Source organism: Alkalibacillus salilacus (assembly GCF_030812915.1).
GTDB lineage: Bacteria > Bacillota > Bacilli > Bacillales > Alkalibacillaceae > Alkalibacillus > Alkalibacillus salilacus.
The window spans coordinates 65,792-92,557 of record NZ_JAUSTQ010000006.1 but is presented as its reverse complement, the minus strand read 5'-3'; the positions used below and the strand labels follow the sequence as shown (position 1 = coordinate 92,557).

General features: G+C 36.8%; 29 protein-coding genes, 1 pseudogene and 1 riboswitch. Of the genes and pseudogenes, 11 read left to right on the top strand and 19 right to left on the bottom strand.

All coding sequences use genetic code 11. The features are described 5' to 3' along the window. Window positions 1-88: 88 nt before the first annotated feature. The 4 genes from J2S77_RS08700 to J2S77_RS08685 all read right to left on the bottom strand — a co-directional run bounded on the left by J2S77_RS08700 (window position 89) and on the right by J2S77_RS08685 (window position 2,640). A complete protein-coding gene (locus J2S77_RS08700; RefSeq protein WP_306976503.1) occupies window positions 89-541 on the bottom strand; it encodes a hypothetical protein in 453 nt (150 codons plus the stop codon). A 130-nt stretch (window positions 542-671) separates the two neighbouring features. Continuing rightward, a complete protein-coding gene (locus J2S77_RS08695; protein ID WP_306976501.1) occupies window positions 672-1,154 on the bottom strand; it encodes a hypothetical protein in 483 nt (160 codons plus the stop codon). A 72-nt stretch (window positions 1,155-1,226) separates the two neighbouring features. Continuing rightward, window positions 1,227-1,547 (bottom strand): nuclear transport factor 2 family protein, encoded by a 321-nt coding sequence (locus J2S77_RS08690; RefSeq protein WP_306976635.1) that lies wholly within the window; start codon window positions 1,545-1,547, stop codon window positions 1,227-1,229. Between the two features lie 319 nt (window positions 1,548-1,866). After that, complete coding sequence (locus tag J2S77_RS08685; RefSeq protein WP_306976499.1) at window positions 1,867-2,640, bottom strand: Cof-type HAD-IIB family hydrolase; 774 nt, start codon at window positions 2,638-2,640, stop codon at window positions 1,867-1,869. Window positions 2,641-2,818: 178 nt separating this feature from the next. Then, window positions 2,819-2,996: riboswitch (Lysine riboswitch) on the top strand. A 112-nt stretch (window positions 2,997-3,108) separates the two neighbouring features. On the opposite strand from J2S77_RS08685, the gene dapA reads away from it, so the two are divergent. Both dapA and J2S77_RS08675 read left to right on the top strand, forming a co-directional pair. Further along, the gene (gene dapA, locus J2S77_RS08680; RefSeq protein WP_306976498.1) at window positions 3,109-3,999 is read left to right on the top strand and encodes a 4-hydroxy-tetrahydrodipicolinate synthase; all 891 of its coding nucleotides are present in this window, start codon (window positions 3,109-3,111) and stop codon (window positions 3,997-3,999) included. A gap of 94 nt (window positions 4,000-4,093) precedes the next feature. After that, window positions 4,094-4,519: a hypothetical protein gene (locus J2S77_RS08675; protein ID WP_306976497.1), complete on the top strand. Its 426-nt coding sequence runs from the start codon at window positions 4,094-4,096 to the stop codon at window positions 4,517-4,519. Here J2S77_RS08675 and J2S77_RS08670 read toward each other — a convergent pair. Beyond that, window positions 4,516-5,979, bottom strand: coding sequence for a GGDEF domain-containing protein (locus J2S77_RS08670; protein ID WP_306976496.1), 1,464 nt, complete (start codon window positions 5,977-5,979; stop codon window positions 4,516-4,518). The genes J2S77_RS08675 and J2S77_RS08670 overlap by 4 nt on opposite strands. A 193-nt stretch (window positions 5,980-6,172) precedes the next feature. Between J2S77_RS08670 and J2S77_RS08665 the strand changes: the two genes are divergently transcribed. After that, window positions 6,173-9,382: a DEAD/DEAH box helicase gene (locus J2S77_RS08665; RefSeq protein WP_306976495.1), complete on the top strand. Its 3,210-nt coding sequence runs from the start codon at window positions 6,173-6,175 to the stop codon at window positions 9,380-9,382. A gap of 186 nt (window positions 9,383-9,568) precedes the next feature. Here the strand turns inward: J2S77_RS08665 and J2S77_RS08660 are convergent, their stop codons facing one another. Beyond that, window positions 9,569-11,026: a protein adenylyltransferase SelO gene (locus tag J2S77_RS08660; RefSeq protein WP_306976494.1), complete on the bottom strand. Its 1,458-nt coding sequence runs from the start codon at window positions 11,024-11,026 to the stop codon at window positions 9,569-9,571. Between the two features lie 291 nt (window positions 11,027-11,317). Here J2S77_RS08660 and sda point away from each other — a divergent pair, with 291 nt between their 5' ends. Beyond that, window positions 11,318-11,452 (top strand): sporulation histidine kinase inhibitor Sda, encoded by a 135-nt coding sequence (gene sda, locus J2S77_RS08655; protein ID WP_306976493.1) that lies wholly within the window; start codon window positions 11,318-11,320, stop codon window positions 11,450-11,452. Between the two features lie 143 nt (window positions 11,453-11,595). Here the strand turns inward: sda and J2S77_RS08650 are convergent, their stop codons facing one another. The 4 genes from J2S77_RS08650 to J2S77_RS08635 form a co-directional block, all read right to left on the bottom strand. Next, entirely contained in the window at window positions 11,596-12,321 is a 726-nt protein-coding gene (locus J2S77_RS08650) for a hypothetical protein (RefSeq protein WP_306976492.1), read from the bottom strand. Between the two features lie 132 nt (window positions 12,322-12,453). Continuing rightward, window positions 12,454-12,816, bottom strand: coding sequence for a DUF488 domain-containing protein (locus J2S77_RS08645; RefSeq protein ID WP_306976491.1), 363 nt, complete (start codon window positions 12,814-12,816; stop codon window positions 12,454-12,456). Window positions 12,817-13,085: 269 nt separating this feature from the next. Further along, on the bottom strand, window positions 13,086-13,490 hold the full coding sequence (locus J2S77_RS08640; protein ID WP_306976490.1) for a DUF3021 family protein: 405 nt from the start codon (window positions 13,488-13,490) through the stop codon (window positions 13,086-13,088). 13 nt (window positions 13,491-13,503) lie between these two features. Continuing rightward, window positions 13,504-13,947, bottom strand: a complete 444-nt coding sequence (locus J2S77_RS08635) for a LytTR family DNA-binding domain-containing protein (protein WP_306976489.1) — start codon at window positions 13,945-13,947, stop codon at window positions 13,504-13,506. Between the two features lie 259 nt (window positions 13,948-14,206). On the opposite strand from J2S77_RS08635, the gene J2S77_RS08630 reads away from it, so the two are divergent. After that, window positions 14,207-15,244: a DUF2332 domain-containing protein gene (locus J2S77_RS08630; protein ID WP_306976488.1), complete on the top strand. Its 1,038-nt coding sequence runs from the start codon at window positions 14,207-14,209 to the stop codon at window positions 15,242-15,244. 106 nt (window positions 15,245-15,350) lie between these two features. On the opposite strand, the gene J2S77_RS08625 is transcribed toward J2S77_RS08630, so the two are convergent. Continuing rightward, window positions 15,351-16,100, bottom strand: a complete 750-nt coding sequence (locus tag J2S77_RS08625; RefSeq protein ID WP_306976486.1) for an SDR family NAD(P)-dependent oxidoreductase — start codon at window positions 16,098-16,100, stop codon at window positions 15,351-15,353. A 658-nt stretch (window positions 16,101-16,758) separates the two neighbouring features. Between J2S77_RS08625 and J2S77_RS08620 the strand changes: the two genes are divergently transcribed. Continuing rightward, on the top strand, window positions 16,759-17,028 hold the full coding sequence (locus J2S77_RS08620) for a YesK family protein (protein ID WP_306976484.1): 270 nt from the start codon (window positions 16,759-16,761) through the stop codon (window positions 17,026-17,028). A 173-nt stretch (window positions 17,029-17,201) separates the two neighbouring features. Here the strand turns inward: J2S77_RS08620 and J2S77_RS08615 are convergent, their stop codons facing one another. The 3 genes from J2S77_RS08615 to J2S77_RS08605 form a co-directional block, all read right to left on the bottom strand. After that, window positions 17,202-18,203, bottom strand: a complete 1,002-nt coding sequence (locus tag J2S77_RS08615; protein WP_306976634.1) for a tRNA dihydrouridine synthase — start codon at window positions 18,201-18,203, stop codon at window positions 17,202-17,204. Between the two features lie 146 nt (window positions 18,204-18,349). Next, window positions 18,350-18,532, bottom strand: coding sequence for a hypothetical protein (locus J2S77_RS08610; protein WP_306976482.1), 183 nt, complete (start codon window positions 18,530-18,532; stop codon window positions 18,350-18,352). Window positions 18,533-18,654: 122 nt separating this feature from the next. Next, entirely contained in the window at window positions 18,655-18,852 is a 198-nt protein-coding gene (locus J2S77_RS08605) for a hypothetical protein (RefSeq protein ID WP_306976481.1), read from the bottom strand. A 663-nt stretch (window positions 18,853-19,515) separates the two neighbouring features. On the opposite strand from J2S77_RS08605, the gene J2S77_RS08600 reads away from it, so the two are divergent. Both J2S77_RS08600 and J2S77_RS08595 read left to right on the top strand, forming a co-directional pair. Continuing rightward, a complete protein-coding gene (locus J2S77_RS08600) occupies window positions 19,516-19,701 on the top strand; it encodes a type Z 30S ribosomal protein S14 (RefSeq protein WP_306976480.1) in 186 nt (61 codons plus the stop codon). Window positions 19,702-20,461: 760 nt separating this feature from the next. Further along, window positions 20,462-20,875, top strand: coding sequence for a DUF421 domain-containing protein (locus J2S77_RS08595; RefSeq protein WP_306976479.1), 414 nt, complete (start codon window positions 20,462-20,464; stop codon window positions 20,873-20,875). Window positions 20,876-21,260: 385 nt separating this feature from the next. On the opposite strand, the gene J2S77_RS08590 is transcribed toward J2S77_RS08595, so the two are convergent. From J2S77_RS08590 to J2S77_RS08580, 3 genes are read right to left on the bottom strand one after another with little or no spacing between them, the layout of a single operon-like run. Continuing rightward, on the bottom strand, window positions 21,261-22,397 hold the full coding sequence (locus tag J2S77_RS08590) for a zinc-dependent alcohol dehydrogenase (protein ID WP_306976478.1): 1,137 nt from the start codon (window positions 22,395-22,397) through the stop codon (window positions 21,261-21,263). Between the two features lie 26 nt (window positions 22,398-22,423). Next, complete coding sequence (locus J2S77_RS08585) at window positions 22,424-22,783, bottom strand: spore coat protein (protein ID WP_306976477.1); 360 nt, start codon at window positions 22,781-22,783, stop codon at window positions 22,424-22,426. After that, window positions 22,780-23,004, bottom strand: a complete 225-nt coding sequence (locus J2S77_RS08580; RefSeq protein ID WP_306976476.1) for a spore coat protein — start codon at window positions 23,002-23,004, stop codon at window positions 22,780-22,782. The genes J2S77_RS08585 and J2S77_RS08580 overlap by 4 nt, the downstream gene beginning before the upstream one ends. Window positions 23,005-23,142: 138 nt before the next feature. Between J2S77_RS08580 and J2S77_RS08575 the strand changes: the two genes are divergently transcribed. Together J2S77_RS08575 and J2S77_RS08570 are read left to right on the top strand one after the other, a co-directional pair. Beyond that, the gene (locus tag J2S77_RS08575) at window positions 23,143-23,349 is read left to right on the top strand and encodes a hypothetical protein (protein ID WP_306976475.1); all 207 of its coding nucleotides are present in this window, start codon (window positions 23,143-23,145) and stop codon (window positions 23,347-23,349) included. Further along, window positions 23,346-23,645, top strand: coding sequence for a spore coat protein (locus tag J2S77_RS08570; protein ID WP_306976474.1), 300 nt, complete (start codon window positions 23,346-23,348; stop codon window positions 23,643-23,645). The genes J2S77_RS08575 and J2S77_RS08570 overlap by 4 nt, the downstream gene beginning before the upstream one ends. Window positions 23,646-24,912: 1,267 nt before the next feature. Here the strand turns inward: J2S77_RS08570 and J2S77_RS14485 are convergent. Continuing rightward, window positions 24,913-25,178: pseudogene (locus J2S77_RS14485) on the bottom strand (IS3 family transposase); the annotation flags it as partial. Window positions 25,179-25,311: 133 nt separating this feature from the next. Next, window positions 25,312-26,145, bottom strand: a complete 834-nt coding sequence (locus tag J2S77_RS08560) for an AbiJ-NTD4 domain-containing protein (protein WP_306976473.1) — start codon at window positions 26,143-26,145, stop codon at window positions 25,312-25,314. A 92-nt stretch (window positions 26,146-26,237) separates the two neighbouring features. Between J2S77_RS08560 and J2S77_RS08555 the strand changes: the two genes are divergently transcribed. Further along, window positions 26,238-26,726, top strand: a complete 489-nt coding sequence (locus J2S77_RS08555; protein ID WP_306976472.1) for a hypothetical protein — start codon at window positions 26,238-26,240, stop codon at window positions 26,724-26,726. The last annotated feature ends 40 nt before the right edge of the window (window positions 26,727-26,766 follow it).

Here is a 26,766-nt window from a genome sequence, read left to right as displayed (position 1 = left end):
ATTCTGAGCGTTTTTTAATCATTAATTTCCAGATTCAATGACAGTACTCGTTACTTGAACACGGCTCCTTCTAGTATTTCAATCACCCTTACAAATTGTGTATTCTGATCATTTCTCCAATATTTAAGCCTAACCAAGCACCCATAAACGGAAAAGCATCGATAGGAAAGTTAAAGATTGCAGTTTCATAATCCTCAACAAACGTTAAAACTGTGACAATGATACTTAACAAACTCATGAAAAGTAACTCGATTATTCTTCTTCTTTTCCAGCGTTTCTCTCCTAATTGAGTTCTATCAAACTCCTGCACCCGCCTATTTGTCTTTGTACCAACAAACTTTCCTGTCGTTAGAATGTACAAAGTGCCAGCTACTATTATCCATAATAATACACAAAACATTCCATAAAGAACGAGTACATTTCTATTCTCGGCAAAATAACCGATCAGCACGAATAACAACAGCATCAAAAGATTGAATTGGATTAATTGCTTCGTTTTTAAATGTTTAACTTCTTCTATATCCCATTCTGTTTCCCCCATTTTATCTCCCCTTTTTTCAACTCTACAACTTATTAGACATAACTACTCCACCTGTTTAAGAACATGATTTATAATTTTTGTAATAAAATCGTTTTATATTGAAAAATCAATAGGCTTTTCAATACATTATTTAATCAACTTTTCTTAAGGTGATTTTTTCTTCTTTCTTAGAGTTTTTATCCCCTTCCCTCCACTTAAAATCGACAAGAATATCATGACCTTGCTCATTCAATAACCAAAACCGATAATTTCCATAGTTAGATTCTACTTTTTCGTCACCTGATAGATGATCCAACTCTTTAGAAATTTTTGCTCGATTTCCTGTCGTATATGTACTAATAACGATGGACCTTATATCCTCTTCTCCTTTATAGGTGAATGTCGCATCAGCATTTCCATAAACATCCTCTGCCCCCTGGGAATAAACCCCGGTAATATTTACTGACCAATTATCTGATTCACCTTCAAATGTAAATTCACGTTCGTGTTCATCTTCTGAACAACCAGTTATAGCAATTAAAATGATCAAAAATAACACTATAAGTTTAATCCTCAAATTATTCTCCCCTTTATTTAGCATTAAACCTAACCGTAAAAGTTTTATCTTTTTCAACCAACATTACATCCGTTAACACAATAAGCTAGCATTTCCGAAGAAGACAATATAATATTTAAATAAGTTTTATCACGGTTTAACGATCGTGCCCTGATGAAAGAACATTTGCCACCTACCATCTCTAAATTTCCAGATGGTACTTCTTAACGTATCCTGTTGGCGTGTTTTATCTTTAACTCGGTATGTAGCTAATACAACATCAGAAGATAGTAGGCTTATTTCAAAGTCATTAAGGGATAAGTCTCGAACCCCAACTCCATCTTCTCCTATACAATCCTTCTTATAACTAACGCCCCCAGAACTTCCAAATTCAATGAAATCATCTGCTAGCAATTCTTCAAAAAAGTCACTAGAAATTCGGTTATCTGGCTTTAAATGACTTCGCTCCATATTTTCTAGATGCTCTCTAAGAGTTGCTTTATCAATTGTCAACTTCTCACACCCACTTTTTCTAGATTTTTTACACAAAAATTCCAAACGCTAGTTTAAGTACAACTTTTTACACTAATTTCTCACACCCAATTTTAACATAATTTTCTTTTTATCTAGATTTATATAAATATTTAATAGAATGATTAACTAGCACTCAATTAAATCGGTATTACAACAAAAAAACACGTGAATTCGATTGAGAATTCACGTGTGAAATAGCCTATTTTAATGTCAGTGTGCACCTTTATGCAGAAGCTGTTAGGCAACCGCAACCATCTTAAATCAACCCTAATTTTTTCAATCCTTGCTCAATACCATCTCGGTCAGCATCAGGCGTTATATATGATGCGGTTTCTTTCGCACGGTCGTGACCATCCTCCATCGCAAAGCTGTGCTTGAATTGCGCTAACATTTCTAAGTCGTTCAGAGAATCACCGAAGACAACGACGCGGTCTTCTGGTAAGTCAACTTGATTGAGCACATGTTGGATCCCTTCTGCTTTTGATCCCCCTTGAGGAATAACATCAACTGAATAAGGGTGCCAACGGATAAAGTCAAATTCAGGATAAGCCGCTTCATACTCTTGCTCTTCTCCTGCTTTACAAAACAGTAACCCTTGATATATATCACGTTCTTTATATGTCGGGTCATAATCAGCTATTTGTCCAAGTTTCAATGTCGCAATCGCCTCTGACACATAACTACTCGATTGAACATTGGCTTTCATATCTTCTTGATCGAGGTACACCATAGGATGATCGTTTGCATTTGCTTGTTCCACCATACGTTCTAAACTGTTAGGCTTAAGTGGATTGTGGTAAATTGCGTCTCCATCTAACACTACATATTGCCCGTTAAAACTAATATATGTATCAATGTTTAGCTGCTTCCTTACATGTTCGTACATAAACGGAGCTCGTCCAGTTGCAATCGCGACGATATGCCCGTTTTCCTTTAACGTTTGGACCGCTTGTCGTGCTGATTCAGGTACACTTTTAGACCGATCAAGCAATGTCCCATCTAAGTCAAAAAAGATGATGTGTTGGTCCATCTAACTCCCTCCTATTTCCTTAACTGTCATCTAATCATTCAAATTTTAACATATTTCATTTATTCCATGCTCACTTGTCATAAAAGCGTTAAGTTTTCGGGTAAATAACTTGTTTTAGTACGGGAACTTTGGTACAGTAAAATTACAACTTAAACGTTCTTATTTTAAACGAATTTAAAGTAAGGATAGAGGCGCAAACACCATAAGTACTTGTGTTGAGGAGAGTGAGCTCTTGCGATGCATGAGGAAAGGGGGATTTGCCGAAGCTTTATGATGCTCACAGTCATGAAGCTGGTTCTGCATTAAAGAAGTGCAGGGCTGTCATATAGGCTACTATATGGAGGGCTATCTGACTTAGGACATTTTGACGTTCTAAAGCAACAACGGGCCCAGTCGCTTCGTTGTTGCTTTTTTGGTCCTCCACACCTAGAAGGACAGGAAAAATATTAACAAAAGGTGTGTGATTAGATGAATTTCGGACAAGTATTAACAGCTATGGTAACCCCATTCGATCAACAAGGTGATGTTGATTTTGATGCAACACGTACACTCATTAATTATTTGTTAAACAATGGTACTGACGGTTTAGTCGTAGCCGGCACAACAGGTGAATCACCGACATTAACACATGAAGAGAAGTTACAGCTTTTCCGTTTTGTAACAGAAGAAGTCAATGGCCGCGTTCCCGTCATTGCCAATACAGGATCTAATAATACGCGTGCATCTATCCAGTTATCACAAGAAGCTGAATCCATTGGTGTCGACGCAGTTATGCTCGTAACTCCTTACTACAACAAACCTTCTCAAGAAGGAATGTTCCAACACTTCAGCACAATCGCCGAAAGCATTGAAACACCTGTGATGCTTTACAACATTCCAGGCCGTAGTGCTGTTGGTATGACAGCTGATACGATTGTTCGCTTATCTCAAGTTGATAACATTGTATCTATTAAAGAAGCGAGCGGTGATCTTGATCAAGTAACGACAATCATTAATCAAACTAGTGATGATTTCACGCTTTATACAGGCGAGGACAGCCAAACACTTCCTACATTCGCAGTTGGCGGTATTGGTGTGGTATCTGTTTCATCGCATATTCTCGGCAATGAAATGCAGGATATGTTAAACGCACATCGAAATGGCGACACGGCTTATGCTGCTAGAATGCATGGATATGTGATGCCGTTTATGAATGCAATGTTCTCAGCACCAAGTCCAACTCCAGTTAAAGAAGCACTTAATCAAATTGGAGTACCTGTCGGAAGCGTCCGTCTCCCTCTCATCCCATTGAATGATACGGAACGCCAAGCCTTAACACCTCTTATCCAAAGTTATACAACGAGCCAAGATGTTGGCTAATATAATAGACCAGCTAAAGATTTAAACTTTAGCTGGTCTACTTTTTTGTTTATTGTTAAACTAATATAAAATTGTTGCCGCTAGGAGGATCACTTTGGTTGTTACATATATTCTTATCGCTCTTGTTACTTTTGGCGTTTTGACCGAGACGATAAAAATGATTGTGCGTCGAACTTTAGGCGTTTCTAAAAGAAAATTAAAACCATTTCAACTTTATCGCATAAATGACAGACAAGGAACAATCATTATCTGGATACGTTTAATAGCTGGTTTTCTATTGTTATTCATTGGCCCAATAGCTCTACCGTACTTTACTTTCCATTTTTTATATTTTTTAGTTGGGGTAATTATTTCTATTGGACTCATCGAATTATTAACAACTGCTCATTTCGAATATTGGCACTCAGACACACCGCGCCAAGCATTTGTTACAGTGAGTGAAGCTGGCATGATTTTACTAGCTGGCGTTTTGTTCTTTGTATTCAATGTTCCTGAATTAGTCTTGGCGTATAAAGATTAACGCTCTATTAATGGGTGAATTTGATAGTTGTTTTTACCACTTTGTTTAGCTTGATACATAGCCACATCCGCTAGTTGCAATAATAGATCACCATATTCGCCATCATCTGGATAAATACTCACGCCAATACTCGGTGTCATTTGAAGCTCTGTTTCACCCAAATCAAACGGGGCTTCAAACTGACTCATAATCTCAGCCACTAAATGATCCACATCTTTTTCTAATCGAGGTACTAATACAATAAATTCATCACCGCCTAAACGGTAAAGTATCCCTTGATCTCGAACCCCTTGAGTAAGTCGTTCAGCGACATGCTGTAGCAATGCATCTCCAATTGGATGACCAAATTCATCATTAACGGGTTTGAAATTGTCTAAATCGATCATAATTAATGCCATTCGCTCGTCTTTTTGCTCAGTATTATTCACCAACTGGGTTAAATCTTCATTAAACTTCGAACGGTTCCGTAATCCTGTTAAATAATCATGGTAAGCTAAATACTGATATTGGGCTACTAATTTGAAATTTTGTCTGATCAAAAAAATATTACGAACAATCGTGATGACAAGAATAAATGCTAGTCCTAAACTCAGACTATTTAATTCCCAACCATAACTATGAAAAACAAACATTATCAGGATAAAGATGACGACGTATGATAGAATTTCTTGTCGTATTGAGAACTGATGGCCATGCTGGGATAAGTGAACGCCTTCATGGTCACGAGCGTAAAATCCAGAAACACCAATCAAAACAACCCCCAATAACCACAACGGTTGAATATAAATAGTCTCTATAAAACTTTCTATTGTCACAAAATAAAAATAAATTAAATCCCCTAAGATTAATATAAGCAGTCCGAACATACTGTACCACTTCTCATTTTCCGTTTGCCACGTCAAATTAAGTAATATAAAAACCGTAACCAAAATGCTTAAATCCAGAAGCGGATAAATGATCTCAATACTATCAAACCCAATTGACTGCTGACTCAAATCAAATAGAGGCATTATTATAAAATGCAAGCTCAATGCTAAAACAAACGTCAAGAAAACTAAGATGTTAAATACGAGCTGTTGACTTGTGTAATAACTTGTTAGAATTAACAATTTATAAATCAATGCGATAAAAAAGACTAAATAACTAAATGCCCATAACCAATTAGTTGCGAGTGTGAATTGGTCAGTTGACTGTACCGTGAAACTAATCACGTCATATAGGTTGGCTAAACCAAACAGCATCGCTCCAAAGCTTAATAATAACCAAAAATACCGATTTTGCGTGGTAAGCAACCAATATTGGCGAAATAACCAAAAAGAAACACCTATCGCAGCAATAGCGATGCTTATCGACCCTATCATTTGTCTTATTACTGAATCATCTGGTAAACCAGCAATTAAAAGAAAGTAGATACTTAACCACACGATGCTACCTATTAGAATTTTTTGTTGTTTTAGCATGGTCATCCCTCATTGTAATCGATTTCATCGCATCAAATTCATAGTCCTATATTACTATAACAATAAAACATAAAAACTGCTACTTATTTTATTGATTAATTTGTTTTTCCATTTGAGACTCATTAACACTTCAAAGCTTCAAATATGGTAAAATAGTTAAGATATGCATTATTTAACTAAAGGATGAACACTTATGTTTTCGATATCAGAAATACAAAGAGAGATTCCGTCTCATATATATTCACGCGGTTTAAACTATTATCATCAGGGGAACGTCATCCATTTTAAACACAACCCCAAAGAAAATACTTATCATGCTTGGGTTTCGGGAACTAAAATTTATCAAGTTAGAGCCTCGATAGAAAACAATACGGTTAATTGTAGTTGTAATTGCCCTGCGTTTGAGGATAACATTCCTTGTAAACACGTGGCTGCTGTTCTAATTAAAATGGCCAAAGACACAAACGCTGAACAAGATCATTATGAATCTGGCTTTGACCGATATTTGCGGCAGCAGGAACAACGCGCCAATCAAAAACGCGACTATTCGAGTGAGTTGATTCAAGCACTATCCAATCGACCAACGACAGGAAAATATCAACGGGAAACATTAAATGTAGAATTCACCATACGTCATTTCCGCCAACTTAGATTTGATGATAAATTATCAATTGAAATGAAGGTTGGAACGAATCGGTTGTATGTCGTTAAAAGTATGCGTAAATTTCTTGAAAGCTTAGACCGTGGAGAAGAACATGAATTCACCCCTAACTTTCAATACGATCCGAGTGAACACGTGTTTTCAGAAGAGGATCAGCGCGTGATTGATTTGCTTTTGCAATTATATCGAAACGATGTCTTTTATGATGGTCATTTCCAGTCACCACCCAATTCAAAAGGCATCACCGTAACGCCTGTTCTTGCTAAACCACTGATTGAAGCATTATCTTATTGTGATTGTCGTTTAGAAGATCAGCACCAATCTTATCAAGCGATTCATTGGCACAACGATGAATTACCTTTTCAATATGAGATTTACCAAGAAGAAGATCAATATCTATTTGGATTTGATAATTTTAAACACATTACGATTTATAACGAATATAACTTAGTGAAGTACGACAATTACTTTTATCCTGTCGATCAGCAGAAAATGAGAACCTTATCAGATTTAGAACAAATCTTAGCTAGACAAACTGAACCTGCTATTTCGGTCTCTAACCATCAGATAGACTCATTTATGTCTGAAGTTTATCCGCAATTAGAAGAAGTTGGCGAAGTTACACTAACTGAAGATGTGTCAGAAAAAATGATTCAACCACCGCTTCATGCGACGATGCATCTCGATTTATCAGAGGATCGGTTAACAGCGAATTTGAAATATCAATATGATAATCATACATTTGATCCTTTAACAAGTGAGGGACCTGGCGAAACGGAGCAGATCTTAATTCGTGATACTGCCAAAGAACAGGAAATCATGAATATGATTGAACAGTCAGCGTTTAAGTTTAATGGACAAACATTATACCTTGACGATGACCATGATATCTTCTCATTTTTATATGATCAGTTACCATTATTTCAAGACGATATCGACATTTATTCGACTCAACCAGTTAAAAACATCGTAAAGGATGATTTACAGACCCCAACCGTTCAAGTCGACCTTGATTCTGGTGAGAATTTATTAGATGTGCAATTTGACTTTGGCGATATCCAGCCAGACGATATCCGCCAAATGATACAATCTGTTCAGGAGAAGAAGCGGTTCTATCGTCTACCTGATGGCGCCTTTGTTCCACTTGATGACGATCATCTATCACAAGTGTCTTCCATTGTTAATGAATTAAATTTAAACGTTGATGATTTAGAAAAGGAATCCGTTCAACTGCCAGCTTATCGTGGTTTACAAATCGATGAGATTGCTGATGGTTTAAAAACACAATATAATAAAGCGTTTGAGCAACTCATTCAAGATATTAAGCAACCTGAAATGTTCGAAGCCGAAGTGCCATCCACTATTCAAGCTGATTTGCGCGATTATCAGCGATTCGGTTTTCAGTGGATGAAATCACTTAGTCGCTATCACTTCGGTGGGATATTAGCGGATGATATGGGACTGGGTAAGACGCTGCAAAGTATTACCTTTTTAGTGTCCGAACAAGATGATCGTACTGATCAAGATCGTGGTAAACCTGCGCTCATCATCGCACCCGCTTCACTCGTCTATAACTGGCAAGCAGAATTCGAGAAGTTCGCACCTCATATGAGTGTCGCGATCGCTCATGGTTCTGCCAGTGACCGTGAAAAGGTATTAAAAGAAAGTGATCACTATGACGTGATTGTTACCTCTTATCCGTCTATACGACAAGATGAAGCATTATACCGCGACCTTACTTTTTCAACGATGATCTTAGACGAAGCTCAAGCGATCAAAAATCATTTAACAAAGCAAGCTAAGGCCGTTCGTACGATTCGAGCACAGAGACGATTTGCTTTAAGCGGAACGCCGATTGAAAACTCACTTGATGAATTATGGTCGATTTTCGATGTGTTGTTACCAGGTCTATTTCCAGCTAAGAAGGCATTCCGTCAATTACCTGAAAAACAAATCGCAAGAATGAGTCGTCCGTTTATCTTGCGCCGACTTAAAGAAGATGTTTTAACCGAGTTACCAGATAAGATCGAAACTGTACAGCACTTTGAGTTAACAACGAAACAAAAACAATTGTATCTCGGTTATTTAGAACAAATTCAAAGTGAAGCTGCGAATGTATTATCGTCTGAAGAATTTCAAAAGAATCGGATGAAGATTTTAGCTGGACTAACTAGATTACGTCAATTATGTTGTCATCCATCGCTTTTCATAGAAGATTACGATGGTGAATCCGGAAAACTCAATCAATTATTAGAAATGGTTGAAACAGCCCGAGCAAGCAATCAGCGTCTGCTCATCTTCTCGCAGTTTTCAAGTATGCTTCAAATTATTCAAACCAAGCTTGACGATATGGGGGTCGATGCCTTTTATTTAGACGGCCAAACACACTCGAAAGACCGAATTGATATGGCCAATCGCTTTAATGATGGCGAGAAAGATATCTTTTTAATTTCACTTAAAGCAGGTGGCACGGGACTTAATTTAACAGGTGCAGACACAGTCATCTTATATGATCTCTGGTGGAATCCAGCTGTTGAAGAACAAGCGACAGGACGTGCCCACCGCATGGGCCAACAAAACGTGGTCCAAGTATTTCGCTTAGTGACGAAAGGGACAATCGAAGAGAAAATTCACCAATTGCAACAACGCAAACGTGAACTCATCGAAAACGTGATCCAACCTGGCGAAACAACGTTCCAAAACCTAACCGAGGACGACATCCGAGAATTACTAAGCGTCTAACATTGTTAAACAATCTCCTGACTTTGTTAAACAGTTTAATCAGATTGTTTAATAATCCAGCTAGAATGTTAAACAATTGGAGTCAATTGTTTAACACTCTTCTGCAATTGTTTTACAATGTTCTGCAAAAGTTAAAAACCAGGCAATCGCTACACATTTCCTTAGCGATTCCCTGGTTTTTATTTTCTAAGTCCCACAATACGTCACATAGTCATCATCGGATTCCTCAGGTGGATCCACATAAGCTTCTTGTGCTTCTGAGTAAGCATAAGGATCTGCTAATACGCGTAATAAATCGTCCATCACTGATAAATCGCCCTCTTCATCTGCTGCTTGAATTGCTGCTTCAACTTGATGATTACGAGGTATGACCGAAGGATTTGCCCGCTTCATGACAGCTTCAATTTGTTCTTTAGTAGCTTCTTCGCTTTCCAAACGCGACTGCCACTTCTGATACCAAGCTTTAAAGTCTTCAGTTCCAAACCAAGTCGATTCATCAAATTTTCCTAATGTTAAATCACGAAATGTATTCGTAAAATCAGCTTCATTTTCTTTCATTAATGTTAACAGCTCATCTATTAATGTTTCATCATCCGCCTGGCTAGTTTGTAAGCCTAGTTTCAGGCGCATCCCTTTCATCCACTCATCATGATAATAATCAAAAAATTGATGTACGACGCCTTCTGCTTTGCGTAACGTTTCATCATCCTCATCGCCAATTAAAAGCAACAACGTCTCCGCAAAGCGTGCTAAATTCCAAGCCGCGATTTTCGGTTGATTCCCATACTTATACCGGCCATAAAAATCAATCGAGCTAAACACCGTTTCCTGATTATACGTATTCATAAATGCACAAGGTCCATAATCGATCGATTCACCGCTAATCGTCATGTTATCCGTGTTCATCACGCCGTGAACAAAGCCGACTAATTGCCATTGACTAATCGTTTTAGCTTGGCGTTTGACAACCTCATGTAGCAAAAATAAATATCGATTATCAGCTTCTTCGTAACCTGTAAAATGACGTTCTAACGCATAATCCGCTAGTGCTTTTAAGTCATCATAACTTCCAAACTGCCTTGCGTATTGAAAGGTTCCAACTCGAATATGACTATTTGCCACACGTGTTAATACAGCACCAATTTCTGGCGCATCACGTTGAATCGCTTCGCCTGTAATCGTCACAGCTAAACTCCGATTAGTCGGAACCCCCAAGCCATGCAAGGCCTCGCTAATCATGTACTCGCGAAGCATCGGACCTAATGCTGCTCGACCATCGCCCCCACGAGAATATGGCGTTGCACCAGCTCCTTTTAACTGAATATCATAACGAGAACCGTCCGACAACACATGTTCACCCAATAGATGCGCCCGACCATCACCTAGCATCGTAAAGTTTCCAAACTGGTGCCCTCCATAAGCTTGAGCAATCGGGTCAGCTCCCTCTGGAAGCACATTACCTGCTAATTGCTGCACACCTTCATCTGATTGTAATACATATGGTTCTAGCCCAAGCTGTTGCGCTAAATTCCCATTTAAGAACACCAGTTGTGGATCCTTTACGGGATTCGGTTCGACATGTGAATAAAACAATTCCGGTAGTTCTGTATATGTTTGTTCTAAATTCCAGCCAATCTGACTCATAATATCCCTACTTTAATTACGTCTTTAAGTTTATATAAACACAAGATCATTAATCATGTCTAAAAAATCGCTTGTTCTCCATTCGACAAAAGCACTCGAATATTATCGAATTTTCTCACAAAAATAATACGCATTTCCTAGCAAATACCACAAAATGTTATATTAAAACAAAAATATTTAAACTTTTGTTGAAAGATATGGACATTTGTATAACATCATGTATACTATTCCTTGTAGTAAAAAAAGAATTTTCAGCAAGATGCCCTATCAGACCAAGCAGGAGGATTAGTAGTGTACGATATAAGTAATTCAACATTAATCAAAGCTTATCAACAAGCGACCAAACAAAACTTAGCTGAAGATTTCATCAAATTAATAGAAAAAGAACTCCATTTACGAGGTATTGATCCAGATGAAATCAAATAATTTAATATGATGTGTTTAGTATGGACATGGATGGGGTACATTATAATTAACACAACACATTTGATTAAAGTTCCCCCTTTTTTCTCACAAAGAAAGCCTTAGTCGTGACACAATATTACAATCCGACTAAGGCTTTCTTAATGTTAGTTATATTTATCAAATCGATAGGTAAATACAATCCAAGTCATGATTAATGCTCGTTCTATTTCATCATCCAATTTAATTTTTGGATGAAATAATTTCTCACCATACTTCCCCTTAGAGATTTCACCTATTAAAGTATTTCCTTCATACACTTCGATATGTGCACGTATACTTTTAGCTTGAAAAGTAAACTGATGCCCATCCATTTCGAGGTGCATAACCTCTAAAAAGCGTGACGCTGTTTTTAAATTAACATCAGTTGAGATCCTAGCAATACTTTTATCATCTTTGGATATTTGATATGCGTCATTTTTCCAATCCGATTGAGTAGTCGATACATGATACACTGCCGCTGGATTATTAAACTTAAACGTTAAATTCAAAAACCACAATCCTGGTGTGCGCATTAAATCAGCCACTACTTTGTGCCATTGACGATGATATACACGATGATAACTCGCTTCACACCTGCCGTAATGAAATATGTATTTCTCCCCCGTTAACCACTTTTCACTAATGGATGTCGCCCAAGGTTTATGAGAATGCTCGGGTTCATATTGTTCATCGCGAGTATTTAAACGTCGCGAGAACCTATAAATAACAGGTGCTGCAATTAATAAGAGTGAAGCTAATATTAATTGGTTCATATCAAATTCACCCGTCACTTGCCATCGTAGAAATATCCCTACAGATGCTGCAATAAATAACGCTATTAATTTAGTCATCTCTCTCCTCCTTTCAAATAACCTTAACAAGAACTACAAAATAAAAAAGGCGGTGTAAACACACCAGCCTTATACAATTCAATATAAAATCACATCGTGTATTCTGCTAATATCAAATACGATTGTCCTTGATCAAACTCGTTTCTCCAACCAACCCTTTAACACTTGCGCATGATTTTGTTGCGTGTTCTTTGAGGCAAAAAGTAACGTGACATCACCGTGTTGCAATTGTTCACTAATAGTCGTCACTGCTTCTTGTACGCCTTCAGCACTTTCTAGCTCATCACGATAAGCTTTCTTAAATGACTCCCAATCCATTTCTTCATCATGCAACGACTTCCGTAATTCGTTGCTCGGGGTTAATACCTTTGGCCAGTAATCTACTTGGGCCCTTTCTTTTTTGATTCCTCGTGGCCATAAACGATCCACTAATACTCGATAACCATCCGTCTCAGCATAATTATCATATACACGTTTTAAACGAATCGATGCCATCACGAATACCTTCCCAACTATCTAGTATAATCGCTATCTTATTAAGTTTAGTTTATAAAACGATGCCGAACATGACAACCATTAGCTACCATTTATTATGAACTTTTCCGCAAAGCCAAATACTCGATCGACTGATGTAAATGTCCATGTTGATCCAGTAATGGACTTCCATGTTCAGCAATCACCATCCTAATGAAAATATCCGATCTATTAAAAAAGAGCGCAATTCTTAAATAAAATTGCACTCTTTAAATCGAAAAAACATTTGATTAGCCCAGCTTACTATTAATTTGATCAATCTGGTTTTTCCAGTAAAAATAATGACCTAGCCAAATCACCATGAATATAACCGAATAAATCAACGTAACAGTGAGAAGGATCCCCCACTCTAATGGAAACCATTCTGCCCATATACCTAAACTTAGGAAAGTCGTAATCGCCACAATAAAATGTAAACTACTAACGGATAACAAATTATCGCTTTTTTCATAATACCAACCTAACACTGTATTAATACCAACAATCCCCACTGTAGCAACCATATTTCTAAACAAGAATATTGGACTAATTAAATCATAACCCATTGCATCTGTGATGATCCAAGTGACAATAACCATCGCATTAGCCGATAAAGACACAACAAGTAATAAAGTTAATAATTTCTTTTTAATCATAATAAAGCATGCCTCACTTTCTAAATAAGATATTTTTAATTTTCTTTGTGTAAGACCTTGTTGAATAAACCTTTTCATCACTCTTGAGGTGAAGAATAATCCGCCCGCCAAACGTATACTCAAATCGTTTAACCCATTGTAAATTGACAATTTCAAATCTTGATATCCTTACGAAATGGTTAGGAAGACGAGATTCAATTTCATAGAGCCTCTCCTGAACCTTTTGTTTTCCGGATTCAGTGTTGGCATAAACTGCTTTGTTTTCTGTAAAAAAGAAATGAATTTGATTTAATTCTATTGGCGAAAAACTCGACCCTTCTTGGGTAATAATCATATTCGACGGAAATGGATCTTCAAATAACTGACTGACTTTATCCACATACGAATGATGCGATTTAGTCCGTAAAATCGTTAAGTCATCAGGCAATGAATCATCGTACTCAACTTTTAATTCCATCAACTCATCCTTTCTGTGTAAATCGTTTAATGATGTGTTTTATTTAATTCACATTATATAGATGACTACATTAGAACGGAAGGCGATTCAGATGAAACGTCCATTTGAAGTGACGAAATGCAAAGTGATTCTGATGAAGATCCTTCTATCATCATTAAGTGATCCAATCAGTAAATAAAATCAGCTTCCACCTTGCGTTTAGTTCCAGTTAATGGAATAATCTTACTTAAATACTAGTAGTCGAATGGGAGTGGATCATATGGATCACGAAGCTTTATCACAACGGTTCAAACGATTTGCCGAAGAATGCAAAGGATCGAGCGAATTATATGAGTATCTCTCCTTAGAAATAGCTTCAGATGACCAACTACTTGAACTATCAACCTATGTAAGGGAAGGGCAACCAAAACCGAATATGCTATTTGGAGTTGTTCATCATCTGTTATTACAAGGCGTGGATCATGAGTTGAAGAATTATTATCCTAGCATCACCAAAAAACCTAAAAACAGCAAAGACTGCTTTCCTGTTTTTAAAGATTTTTGCACAGAGAATCGAAACCAAATTATAGACCTGCTGAGCAGTAAATTAGTACAGACGAATGAAGTAAGACGTTGCGCTTATCTTTATCCAGTGTTTCATTATGCTTACAAGCAGGTGAACAAACCCTTAGCCATGATCGAAATCGGAACCAGTGCAGGCCTCCAATTAATGTGGGATCAGTATAGTTACGCATATGGAAGCGACGAGGTATATGGCGATGTTGAATCAACCGTACATATTACATCTGAAATAAAAGGTGAACTGCCAGAAATACCGAGGTCAGCTCCTCCAGTCACAAACAAAATAGGCATCGATTTAAATATTACTGATCTTAACGATGACGAAGAATCTAGCTGGCTTAAATCTCTTATTTGGCCAGAACATGTAGAGAGGTTAAAGCTTTTCGATCAAGCAGTTGAACTATTTAACCAACAATCAGTTAGCCTAATCGAGGGTGATGGCATATCAATGCTTAATGACATCGCCAAGGAAATACCTGTCGATCAAGCGATATGTATTTTCCACACACATGTGGCAAACCAAATCCCCAACGATCAAAAGCATGAATTATTAAATAAGATTGAGCAATTAGGTAAAGAAAGAGACGTCATTCATGTTTACAACAATATGTGGGAGCAATCCTTGCACCTTGATTACTGGGTCAATGGTAAGGAGACTAAGCTTGTTGTTGGTGATACCGATGGTCATGGTCGTTGGTTTGAATGGAATTTAGTTGAGATGTCTGAGGTGAACTAGATTTTCTAATCTTATTCGATTATAAAAACTCTGATAAATTCGACGAAGCATAATAGTCTAAAAGGAAAAAGCCAATCGATTATCATCGATTGGCTTTTTTCTCAAATTATTTCGTATTCGTAAATCCACCATCAATCCGAATGACATCACCATTTACATAGCCAACATTAGACGTCAATAAAAACGTCACGAGTTCTGCGACTTCTTCTGGTGTACCTAAACGTTTTTGTGGAATACCTTGTTCAGCGTTTTCTTTCATTTGTGGGTTGTTGTCGAAATACTGTTTAACCATCGGTGTTTCAGTAGGACCTGGCGCAATCGCATTCACACGCAGACCATCTTTAGCATATTCAGCAACCATACTTTTCGTCATGCCGACAATGCCATGCTTTGTTGCGGAATAGGTAACGACTGTATCTTGTCCAATGACACCTGCACTTGATGATGTATTCACAATCGATCCGCCACCATTTTTCACCATGACATCTGCTACGTAATGCATGCCATAAAGAGCACCTAATAGGTTGATGCCGACGATCTTATCAATTTCTTCAATATCTGTATCTAGGAAGTACTGTCCACTACCAGAGATTCCAGCGTTATTAAAGAAATAATCGATTGATCCAAATTGTTCAACAGTTTGGTCGACATAGTTTTTGACGTCTTTTTCTTTCGATACGTCTGCTTTAATAAAGGTTGCATCAGCTCCCGCTTGTTTGACGATTTCAACGGTTTCCTGTCCACCTTCTTCATCAATGTCGACGACAGCAATGTTAATGCCCTGTTCTGCTAGTTTTTTCGCAGTTGATTGTCCTAAACCACTGCCGCCACCAGTAATAATAGCTGTTTGACTCATGATTATACCTCCTCTAAATGAATCTATAATCAGTATTCCTTTATTTTGAAGAACTAAAACAATGTGAGTCAGTTTGTTGTGACGAATATATGAAGCGTTTAGTTACTTCGGGAGCAAAATTATAGACACTTTGAATTATTTAATATGATAAAATTGCATAAAAATAATTATAAGTGAGAGGAAGGTATAAACTATTTCACTTTCACCAAAAAAAGGCTTTTGGTCAACTATTTTAAGCATTGTAGGAATCATATTACTTATAGCAAGCTATTCTATTTCAAAGACCCCCACTTCTCCCGAAAAAATCTTTATAGGAATCTTATTTTTCACAGGAATTGTATCTATGATGGCAAGTATTGTATTGGGTATTGTTGGGATAAAGTCTAACGAAAAAGGCTTCTTAAAATACACAGGAATATTAATCGTAGCACTTTTAATTATAGGGTTGGCACTTACGCCTGTATTAATGGGACTTTTCGGGTTCAGGGAACCATAGGATTTAAATTCGAGCTTTGAAATAGACGGTAGTCACTCTAAGTAGTTCAGTTTTGAAATATAAGATTTAAATGCTAATTGTATAATCAGTGGAAAATATGAAGTCACTTAACATTTATATGGTAAAGTAAGTTAAAAGTGTTTTAAGTAAGGAGGGATTTTGATGATGGTTGTAGCACCTTTCTTAATGGCTTTAATACCAGGGATTATTGTATTGACACTCACGTGGTGGTTCAATAAAAAAGAGTTTCATCAATTTATAAGGATATTACCCGGAATCCTACTAATTATAGCTGCTGCCATTCTCTTCTATATCGGTTTTGTTCACATTAGGGGTTTCGAAGGGGCAGCTTATGGCTTTCTCAGTTTCTTCTTAATTATTTTTGCTATGATATCTTTTACAATCGGTAATAAGGACACTGATAAACGGTAGTTAAGCAGTGTCCTAACGAGTGCGCTAGTTGTTGAAAAATGAATATTTTCCGCTAAGAAAGTTGCTCTCTTTTGTAGTTCAAAAACGCATTAGATTTTGAATGAATTTGTCCAAAAGACTATGTCATCAAAAAAGAGGAAAGCACTCAGCTCTCCTCTTAAAGTAAAGTCTATTCAATTTGACACCGAAAATGCATGGTCTTCTTTGATGCCTTGGTGTTCTTGAAATTCATCTAGTAACGCTCGGACTTCATCAGTCGATTCTGTCTCCATCAGCTTATTTCGAAGCGCACTTGCGCCGTGAAAGCCTTTGACGTAAATTTTGAAAAAGCGACGTAATGGCTTAAAGATGCGCGGTTCAAGCTCTTCTGAATACTTATCATGCAAATCCAGTTGCAATCTTAATAAATCCAGTAACTCTTCGCTCGTGTGCTCTTGCTTTTCTGTTTCAAAAGCGAATGGATTATGGAACACGCCACGTCCAATCATAACTCCATCAACGCCATATTTCTCAACAAGTTCTAATCCTTTTTGTCGATCAGGTATATCTCCATTAATCGTTAGCAATGTATGTGGTGCTACTTCATCACGAAGCTTCTTAATCTCAGGAATCAGCTCCCAATGCGCATCGTAGTTACTCATTTCCTTCTTCGTGCGTAGATGAATCGACAAGTTCGTAATATCTTGCTCAAACAAATGCCTTAGCCAATCATGCCATTCCTCAACATCTGTATAGCCTAAACGTGTCTTCACACTAACTGGGAGGCCACCTGCTTTGGCTGCTTGAATAAGGTCAGCCGCTAACTCAGGACGGCGGATAAGCCCACATCCTTTTCCTTTAGTGGCCACGTTCGGTGCTGGGCATCCCATATTAATATCGATCCCACGATAACCCATCTCAGCCATGCCAATGCTCATCTGGCGGAAATATTCAGGCTTATCCCCCCAAATATGCGCCACAATCGGCTGCTCATCTTCCGTAAACGTTAAGCGACCGCGCACACTCGCACGACCTTCTGGATGACAATAGCTCTCTGAATTTGTAAACTCCGTAAAAAACACATCCGGCCGAGCCGCTTCACTAATCACGTGACGAAACACGACATCCGTCACTGCTTCCATTGGCGCCAACACGAAAAACGGCTTCGGCAACTCATGCCAAAAATTATCTGTCATCATGCTTCGAACCCTTTCCTTGAAATCTCATTTATAAAATAAAGTCATTTATTAAAACCTTTAATAAAACCATTATATACTTTAATGGGTTCAGGCTCAAAGTGCAAGGGAAATACGGATGGAAAATATAAATAGCAATGTTTGACTTATTCACCATTTCTGTTATTCTTTTTGCGCTTTAACATTCTATCGATTAACCAATAAAAAATTGTAGCTAATATCGTCGCGATGATGATGTCTAATGAACTTTGATTAGAAGCAGAAATCAGAAAGTTATAAATCCAAAGACCAATTAACATAACTATAAAGAACGTCAAATAGAATAACATTTGCTTTAGACCCCCCATTTATTTAACAAAAACGACTGCGAATCATATCTAGATTTCGCATGCGTTATAATTTCTTTGTTGCAACTCTGAAGTAACCCAATTGAGAGTAATCCTATGTTTAGCTAGTCTAACTCAACTACTCTAGAAACATTATTGCCACACGCTTTGCATTCACCTTTCAACACGATACCTGCTTCATGATATTCTATTGTAAAGCCAGTAATCGTTGCACTACCTCTACAATTTGAACAAAAGACATTCGTTATCAATTTCTCTCGAATATCTTTTGGTATTGATAACCATTTTTTATTTGCTTCCATAATCAACCCTTCTTTTTTAATAACGTCACTGACTCAATATGTGTTTAGATAGAATGGTGATACTGAAACGCACTTATAATGTTTTGCGTAAAGAATTATCCCTTAGAAAAGGACATTCAATTGCCAATCCCATTCATGCACAGTATCCTTAGAACTGTGCATCAAATGGGCGTTCACTGAACATTCCACAACGAGAGCGCTATCTTAAAAGTACTTTTTCTATGTGTAAAACAACTAGAGTAGGAAATGGGAAGACGTCCATATTAATCATTGGTCAATGGTAATGAACAAGCTTCATGTTCACGATATGCATGAAAATAGGGTTCTAAAATATAGTTATCAACTAGAACTTACACACTTTATTTGACAGACCCAAGGAGCTTGATTATCAAAGCTCCTTTTTATTGTGTTATTTTTGATATTAATTTATATGTCATTCCAGCGTTTATTATTGACCATTTAAGGGTCTACTTCCACTGTTTGTAATTGTTTTTACTCCAAACCGAACCCCTTTAGGAGAATGTATCCTCTGTGTTTATTTTATTAAAACGCATCTCCCTTAAATTACCAATTACACACATTTGTATATTTGTTATGATATTTTTTTAGTTATTAAACAAAATACTTTTAATATAAATATAATTTATGTAAGGAGGATAAACATTGGCTAAGAAATCCATGATTGCAAAGCAAAAGCAATCACAGAAATTTAAAGTCCAAGAGTACACGCGTTGTGAGCGTTGTGGTCGTCCACATTCTGTTATTCAGAAATTTAAATTATGTCGTATTTGTTTTCGTGAGTTAGCTTATAAAGGGCAAATTCCTGGTGTTAAAAAAGCAAGCTGGTAAGTCAACCTTGATAATTGGGGTTGGCTTTTTTTAATCTTTTCATTTTATATATTTACATATTCTTTTCTAAAATAAAGTTATTCTTTTAAACCCTACCATTTGTTCCTTTTCACGGAAATTGATAAGAAGAACGGATAAGTTCATCTCGTTAGAAGCATCATAACATATGGCACAGTAACTAGAGCAACAAGGAAGATTAAATGCCCAAAGGCTTCAACAAGGGAACCAAGGCATCCTAAGTGGTGCCCAATCATCAACTAACGGTCTTAGCCAATTTGGTGTGGCACCAGCTGATTTTCAATCATGATATGCAGGAACGAATGTTGAAGAGATAAGACAACAAATTCAACAGTCTGCACAAAACAAAAATAATCAATAAAATGTTTTATTCATTAAACTAAATAATTTAAAAAGCTGAAGCATTGAACCGACCCCAAAAAGTTAGAGTTTCGTCTAACTTTTTGGGGTCACATTACATTAATCAGGGTTTTTATTAAGTAAACTTACGATGTAGCGTCCTTTAGATTAGAAAAGATGATGAAAGAAATAGAAAAGATAGGAATTCGAAAATTAAACATTGAACAAGCCAAAAACGAATGCTTTCCAGGAAAGGAAACGTAAGAGACAACAAAGGGGAAATCGTAAATAACTAATGATTAGATAGGCTCCACATCTTTGTGGGACTCTTTTTATTTTCCTTGTATAAGAATTGAAAGAATTAGAAATTAATGTAGAGAATTAACTAAAAGGTGGTTTAATTATGGAAATAAACGAATTATTGTTACGCATTGCGCTTACATTTGTACCCTTGTTTCTATTAGCAAGAATTATGGATCGTAAAGAAATAAGTCAAATTACGTTTTTTAATTTCATATCAGCAATCGCAATCGGTTCCATTGCAGCAAACCAGGTAGTGAATCAAAATTTAACGATTCTCAATGGTATGATTGCCTTGATTGGCTGGACTATATTTACTTTACTTATGGATTTAATTAATATAAAGTCAAAATTCTCTAGGAAGATTACGACTGGTGATCCTGTTATTGTTGTTAAGGAAGGAAAAATAGTTGAAAACGCCTTACGAAAAAGTAGATTAGACATGGATTCTTTGTCTGCTATGTTACGACAACGAAATGTATTTTCAATGGCTGATGTCGATTTTGCCTTCTTTTAAACAAACGGGAAGCTTTCTGTTTTGAAAAAGGAGAATAAACAAACAGTCACCAAAAGTGATATGAATATTTTAAACAATCATGATAAAAAGTTTCCGATTACCACTCAAATTATTAGTGATGGAAAAATTCTTTTAAGCAATTATCCAAATTAAATATAGAAGAAGAATGGGTCAATGACCAGTTACGCCAATCTTAAATTACATCTATCTCTGATGTATTTTTTGCAGAAGTACAGCAAGACGGTTCGCTTTTTATCAATGTTAAAACATTAATTAATAATTACGAAAAAATGCTAAAAGTCCCAAACTTCCTAATTTAAATCTTAGATTTGCAATTAGGCATGGGACAGCATTTTTATCTTTTTACGAGTTTCAACCTTACACATTACGGCTTTAATACAACTTTAATACAGTTTTCCATTTTGGTATCAAAAATCTCGTATCCGCGCTTCGCTTCAGCTAATGGTAACGGGTGTGTAATAATATCACTTAAGTCTACCTTTCCGTTAGCAATTAGGCCATGTAAATGTGGCATAATATGAACCACTGGTGCTTGACCCGTTCTGATGTTAACATTACGATTGAAAATATCACCGAATGGAAAAGCGTTATATCTGGATGCGTAGACACCTGTTACCTGTATATTCCCGCCTTTTCTTACAGATTGGGTAGCCATCACCAAAGCACTCATCGTACCTCCTTGGAGTTTAAGACCTGTTGCGAGAAATTCTAAATCGGTCATTTTCCCATCCATGCCAACACAGTCAATCACAACATCTGCGCCACCTTTAGTAATCTCGTGAAGATATGCACCTGCATTGTCATAGTCCTCAAAATTAATCGTTTCCACGTTATTTGTTCGTTTGGCATGTTCCAGACGATAACCAACATAATCGACGGCAATGACACGTTTGGCTCCCTTTAGCCAAGCAAATTTTTGTGCGAGAAGACCAATGGGGCCACAGCCTAGAATGATAACCGTATCTCCTTCTTTCATACCGGAATTCTCGACACTCCAATATGCAGTTGCACCAGCATCCGAGAGCAAGACTAGATTATCATCATTAACCTCACTATCTTCTGGAATCTTAAAAGGAGTAACATTTCCGTAAGGTACACGCATATACTCCGCCTGTCCACCTGGATAGCCACCTGTTGTACCAGAGTAACCAAAATAGGCGCCCATTTCTCCATTATCATTAGAGTTATCACATTGACTTTCTAACTGATTTTTGCAGAACCAGCACTCTCCGCAACTCACATTAAAAGGAATTACCACGCGGTCTCCCTTTTTCACTTTCGTCACATTTGGCCCGACTTCTTCCACTATCCCCATTGGTTCATGACCAATGATATAATTTTCTTGTATGTTAGGGATCATCCCATGGATGAGATGTAAATCAGAACCACAGATTGCTGTATTGGTTAATTTTACAATTATATCATCTGATTTTTGAATACTAGGAGCCTCAACATCTTTAACAATAACCTCTTTTACGCCCTGAAACGTTACAGCCTTCATATATCTTTTTCCTCCATTTGTCTAAATTATTGCGGTGGTGTTGGAAATAATCCTTTTCTATTGTTATTTTCCGGAAATAGAGTTAACCCAGCTATATCAACAGCTGTCTGTGCAGCTTTTAAATCAAGTATTTGTTGTTCACTTACATCGTATGGATGAAACCATTTTTTCACCATCATTAAATCGATTACCTCTTTTTGAAAGTCAATCGCTGCATCCATTTGATTTCGAAGCATTGTTCTTACTTCTGGGCTAGCAGCCTCTGTTAAGGCCACAGAATAGTTACGAATCAACTCCTTAACCGTTACTAATAAATGAATTGCTATTGCAGAATCTATTTGTTCCGGCATACCAACCGAATTTATTGGATCTAAATAATCATTCATAAAATGTCACCTCGCTCACTTTGATTCGCATATGGATAAATTCGTTGCAATTCTTTGATGTCCACAACAGTCATATCTACATTTTTTTGCATTAATGCCCGAAGTTCCTGATCAAAAACAACCCCTTGCATGAGCTTAGATTTAAGTAGTGCAACTGTTTTCATATTTAAAATTTCATGTAAATCCATCGTTTCGTGAAAAGCTAGATCTTCTTTACTCACAATGACTCCTCCTCACTTTTTATGATATTTTGTCCATCAAAGGCCACCCTATACATCATCAGGTTTCATTCCTTTGCATAATATTTTTTGAATGACATAATATATGGGCAAAACATATCCGTTTAAGGAGTTGGTGGAATGGAAGGTAAATTGGCTCTCCATGAACGACTGGAGTTACATGAAATTTTAACATTCAAAAATATATGCTTAACGAAAGCCGCAACCATGCAAGGATTAGTCGGTGATGAGCAATTAAAAGAAATTTTGTCTATGGATGTAACAAAAGGGAAGAACCATGTGGAACAATTAACACACTTACTAGAAAATAGGGATGTGGAATCATGACAAATATGCTACAAAAAATAGCTGGCATGAGCGGAATGACCGACCAAGTAATTGCTACAGATTTTTTAATCTCCACAAAATCAGCAATTCGAAACATAACATTTGCCTTAACTGAGTCCGTCACACCAGAAGTAAGAGATGTTTTACGAGAGCAACTCAATTATGCAATGGAAGCCCATGAAAAAATTACTCTTTACATGATGGAAAAAGGATATTATAACCCAAGTGATTTAGACGAACAGTTATCTGTAGACGTTAAAGCATCAAAGGCAGCGTTAAAGATAGCAAAAGATTAAGGGCTTATCCCTACTTTTTAGACTTGATTTATAAAAGTCGAACAATACCTTACCTGATGTTCAGGAAAGTCCAGAAGCTAACAATCTTCGATACCAGACTGAGACATCTAAAGAGTTAACAGAAGTGAAATTAAATAATAACAACAAACATCAAAATAGCGAATAAAAAAAGGAGTAAAAAACCTAGGTGTACCGAAACTCGGATTGTCTATCATTGAACTATACCCCAGTTAGTGGACTGATTAAAAAAGTCCCTCACTGGGGTTTATTATGTTATTTAACTTTCACTGTTATAGTGAAATTAACCGTAACCAGGACGCTTAATCAAAGGAAGTAATTCGTATATCGCAGTGGAAATACACTTCGCTTTCCATGGGCACGACTTCAACTTCCCAAAGTTCATTAGCGTTCACTTTGGGTGATTTTCAGCTTTGAGAGATATGTTATATGTTTTTTATAATATAAGAAAGTGATATCCGTTAATAGTACCTTACCAGACTCTCCTTGGTCGAATTCCCGATTCAATAAAATATCGCATATCTTATGTTCTTGTGTCGCCCGAGACATTTTCTGGTTATTTAACCAAGAAAAGAGTAGAAGAACACCGGTCAAGTTCCACGATATTGTGTGGAAGACAATCACCTTGTAATCATTGACAAGGATATGTGGAAAGCCGTACAACTTGTGATGGGGAGAAAAAAATTTGCTGAGAAAAATAGTCTGAAATAGATCTACTCTCGTCATGGGCGAAGCCGGAAAATAACATGATATAGTCAATCTATACTTTAACGCAAAACTTAAAAACACTATATTTCTAATTCTTTTCCGCATAAAAGTAAGACCCCGGGGGCTCAAAAAAAACCCCGAACCATTAGGTCCGAGGGAACATAAAATACACTTCATATATAGTTAAAAATCGCTAAACCTATTGATACAAAGCTATTTCAACTCTATCAACGCTACGCACTCAACGTGTGTAGGGTGCTGGTTGTAGACAGTTAACTAATTAATAGGTAGTAGAGTTCACCAGCTTTTAAACCTAAGAAAATGTAAGGCCATACCCTTAAAATGAACGGTATTTTTCACTTAAACGCGCTTAAGTGATTATTAAGATGATAGAGCAATAAAACCGCCATTATAAAACTTTTACCTGTCAATCGAATTATTTGACGACAATGTCCAAAAAAAGTATTATGAGTATATAAAATAGCTGGATGCGTTGAACATCCTGCTAAGCAGCCGAAACATCACAAGGTTTAGGTTGTTGTTACTCTTGAGTGTTTTTCTTTGAACTACCTTGCTTGGCTAAGCAAGGTAGTTTTTTGTCTACATAAGGAAATGTTCCATATATACGAATGTGATTGAACCAATGAGCCAAATCAAATAATTCAATGTCAAGCTTTTGTTGATCAATAAGATCAGCACCCCTAACAAACCCACCCTTAATCGTTTTAAATGTAGCTTCTGCAGCGGCATTATCGTGCAGGATCCTTTATTACTCAATAAGCGATCTATATTGAATGTGCGAAGTGCGTCAATTCACTTCTGTGATCTGTGTGAACACCTTAGAGTCATATCAATTCTCTTGGGTAGATGTAAAAACACGATGAACTAACGCTTCATATCTATTTGTTCCTAATTAACTGAACACCTCATACTGATCCTTCTAATCAGTTAACTCTGCTTTAGATACAAGATAATTCACAAAAGCAGAACAAGCCACAAGCATGAACTTAGCATCCTCAAATGGAACATTAGATGAATCCGTCATTGCGTGGCGAATCCCACCACTATCACTGGTATAACCATATATGCTTCTGAACCCATCCTTTAAAGCTCCATGGATCTCTAAGTCATATTCCCTTTCGATTTTACTCAATGCTTTTCCTAACTCTGCGTTTGTGTCATTTAAAATCAATCTTGCAACAGCCTCAACAGCACTTATGGATTCCTTAATCGAGTTTCTATAATCTGGGTTATTTCGATCGGAAAGTAAACCTAAAGCATTTTTCAAGTGCACTTTAGCATATTGCACCCTATTACTATTTATTGCTTGTTCAACTTCTTCAATCTCGACACCATCTATAATAGGAGTTAATACACCTTCTACTAATCTATACCCCGACACTTCCCTTTCCAAAGTATCATTACATCTACCAGTAAAATTGTTAATATTATAACTATAGTTTGCTACAAATTCGATAAAATCATAGACTTCATACCAATATGCATTAAAAAAGTAATCCTTTATTTTACCTCGAGTTCTGTTCACTTCCTCTGGTAATGTATCTATTGTTTTTTTAAAGAAATCCTTCCATAATCTTCGGGCCATCTCTAATAGGTTATCATCTTCATATAAAAAAAGCTCATCCCATCCATCCTCAAAAGAACTATAAAACACATTCCACAAACCATTTCTTAAATCCTCATCCATCGACTCGATTTGAAACGTGTTCTTGACTTCAGTATATCCATATCTCTGAGAGAAACTTAAACTCATATCATCACCTCAAACAACATTTTTTATTTTCTTTGAATAAAACACTATTAATCAATCTAATATATATCAACAACAATAAAGGAGGTGTACACATGCAACAAGACAACTTCATTTCACAGTCTCCCAAAAAACGCGTGGAGATCGTAAACAATCTATTACGTAAGGAAGAGTATAGTTTACAAGATGTTGCAGATGAGCTTGGACTGAAATACTCAACATTTACAAAGGTCATGCAAGAAGATGACTATGTCTATATCAAGCGTGATAATCAATATTATAGGTTCGTGCGCGATGAAGATATGATCACTACGACTGAAAAGTCAGATGATGAGTTCTCCTACTTACTTGAGAACCTCGACACTCTAAAGTCAATCATCGAAGATCGTAAGGCTCATAGTGACCTTATATTAGATAAGCGTATCTATCGCACCGATTCTAAGCCAGTAACCAAAAACTTCCGCATTTCTGAAGACATTCATGGTCGATTCGCTCAATTATGTAATGATTATTATCCTCATCTAAAAATGCAAGATATTGTATCACAGCTGTTATTAGACTTTATCGATCGTCATAGTGATTAATACAAAGGGCAGTGCTATCATGGTGAATAGACTGCCCTTT

Bases quoted from the DNA above. Each gene is read 5' to 3' on its own strand.
- J2S77_RS08665 (WP_306976495.1), top strand. From the start codon at position 6,173: ATGTTTTCGATATCAGAAATACAAAGAGAGATTCCGTCTCATATATAT.
- J2S77_RS08700 (WP_306976503.1), bottom strand. From the start codon at position 541: ATGGGGGAAACAGAATGGGATATAGAAGAAGTTAAACATTTAAAAACG.
- J2S77_RS08555 (WP_306976472.1), top strand. From the start codon at position 26,238: ATGCAACAAGACAACTTCATTTCACAGTCTCCCAAAAAACGCGTGGAG.
- J2S77_RS08575 (WP_306976475.1), top strand. From the start codon at position 23,143: ATGGAAGGTAAATTGGCTCTCCATGAACGACTGGAGTTACATGAAATT.
- dapA (WP_306976498.1), top strand. From the start codon at position 3,109: ATGAATTTCGGACAAGTATTAACAGCTATGGTAACCCCATTCGATCAA.
- J2S77_RS08625 (WP_306976486.1), bottom strand. From the start codon at position 16,100: ATGAGTCAAACAGCTATTATTACTGGTGGCGGCAGTGGTTTAGGACAA.
- J2S77_RS08560 (WP_306976473.1), bottom strand. From the start codon at position 26,145: ATGAGTTTAAGTTTCTCTCAGAGATATGGATATACTGAAGTCAAGAAC.
- J2S77_RS08670 (WP_306976496.1), bottom strand. From the start codon at position 5,979: ATGCTAAAACAACAAAAAATTCTAATAGGTAGCATCGTGTGGTTAAGT.
- J2S77_RS08610 (WP_306976482.1), bottom strand. From the start codon at position 18,532: ATGTTATTCTATTTGACGTTCTTTATAGTTATGTTAATTGGTCTTTGG.
- J2S77_RS08690 (WP_306976635.1), bottom strand. From the start codon at position 1,547: ATGGAGCGAAGTCATTTAAAGCCAGATAACCGAATTTCTAGTGACTTT.
- J2S77_RS08635 (WP_306976489.1), bottom strand. From the start codon at position 13,947: ATGGAATTAAAAGTTGAGTACGATGATTCATTGCCTGATGACTTAACG.
- J2S77_RS08685 (WP_306976499.1), bottom strand. From the start codon at position 2,640: ATGGACCAACACATCATCTTTTTTGACTTAGATGGGACATTGCTTGAT.
- J2S77_RS08620 (WP_306976484.1), top strand. From the start codon at position 16,759: ATGATGGTTGTAGCACCTTTCTTAATGGCTTTAATACCAGGGATTATT.
- J2S77_RS08595 (WP_306976479.1), top strand. From the start codon at position 20,462: ATGGAAATAAACGAATTATTGTTACGCATTGCGCTTACATTTGTACCC.
- J2S77_RS08590 (WP_306976478.1), bottom strand. From the start codon at position 22,397: ATGAAGGCTGTAACGTTTCAGGGCGTAAAAGAGGTTATTGTTAAAGAT.
- J2S77_RS08630 (WP_306976488.1), top strand. From the start codon at position 14,207: ATGGATCACGAAGCTTTATCACAACGGTTCAAACGATTTGCCGAAGAA.
- J2S77_RS08615 (WP_306976634.1), bottom strand. From the start codon at position 18,203: ATGACAGATAATTTTTGGCATGAGTTGCCGAAGCCGTTTTTCGTGTTG.
- J2S77_RS08640 (WP_306976490.1), bottom strand. From the start codon at position 13,490: ATGATTAAAAAGAAATTATTAACTTTATTACTTGTTGTGTCTTTATCG.
- J2S77_RS08570 (WP_306976474.1), top strand. From the start codon at position 23,346: ATGACAAATATGCTACAAAAAATAGCTGGCATGAGCGGAATGACCGAC.
- J2S77_RS08645 (WP_306976491.1), bottom strand. From the start codon at position 12,816: ATGGCATCGATTCGTTTAAAACGTGTATATGATAATTATGCTGAGACG.
- J2S77_RS08605 (WP_306976481.1), bottom strand. From the start codon at position 18,852: ATGGAAGCAAATAAAAAATGGTTATCAATACCAAAAGATATTCGAGAG.
- J2S77_RS08585 (WP_306976477.1), bottom strand. From the start codon at position 22,783: ATGAATGATTATTTAGATCCAATAAATTCGGTTGGTATGCCGGAACAA.
- J2S77_RS08650 (WP_306976492.1), bottom strand. From the start codon at position 12,321: ATGACTAAATTAATAGCGTTATTTATTGCAGCATCTGTAGGGATATTT.
- J2S77_RS08660 (WP_306976494.1), bottom strand. From the start codon at position 11,026: ATGAGTCAGATTGGCTGGAATTTAGAACAAACATATACAGAACTACCG.